Genomic DNA, 428 nt, shown 5'->3' on the forward strand with positions numbered 1-428 from the left:
GTTGGCAAGCGCCCATACCGGTTTTATGTCACGCACACGGGCGATGATGTCAGCGCAGTCAAATGCCCCCGCCACCATCCCGCCGGGCGTGTCCATATCGAGCAGAATGCCGTCCACCATCGGATCGCTGGCAGCCTGTTGCAGACGGGCGATAATGCCGTTGTAACCGGTCATCCCCGAGTACGGCTGCAGCGCCCGCGTCCGGCTGACCAGCGTGCCGGACACCGGCAGCACGGCGATGCCGTTCATGACCTGATAACTGCGGGCCTGTCGTGGTCCGTCATCATCACCGGATAATGCCAGCGTCGCGAGTGCCTCCTGGGCAGTCAGGCTGTCGCCGGACACCGCATCCGTCAGGCTGCTGATCCCAAGCTGGCCTGCAAGCGCACAAAAGAAAACCCGCGCATAGGCGGGTTCAAGCATCAGCG

1 protein-coding gene is annotated in these 428 nt (G+C 63.3%); it reads right to left on the reverse strand.

Annotated elements, in window-relative coordinates; genetic code table 11:
- A partial coding sequence (locus JYB63_RS22615) for a Clp protease/crotonase-like domain-containing protein (protein ID WP_509149423.1) occupies positions 1–428 on the reverse strand: 428 nt, incomplete at both ends.

This window comes from Aliamphritea spongicola, from assembly GCF_017051665.1.
Lineage (GTDB): Bacteria > Pseudomonadota > Gammaproteobacteria > Pseudomonadales > Balneatricaceae > Amphritea > Amphritea spongicola.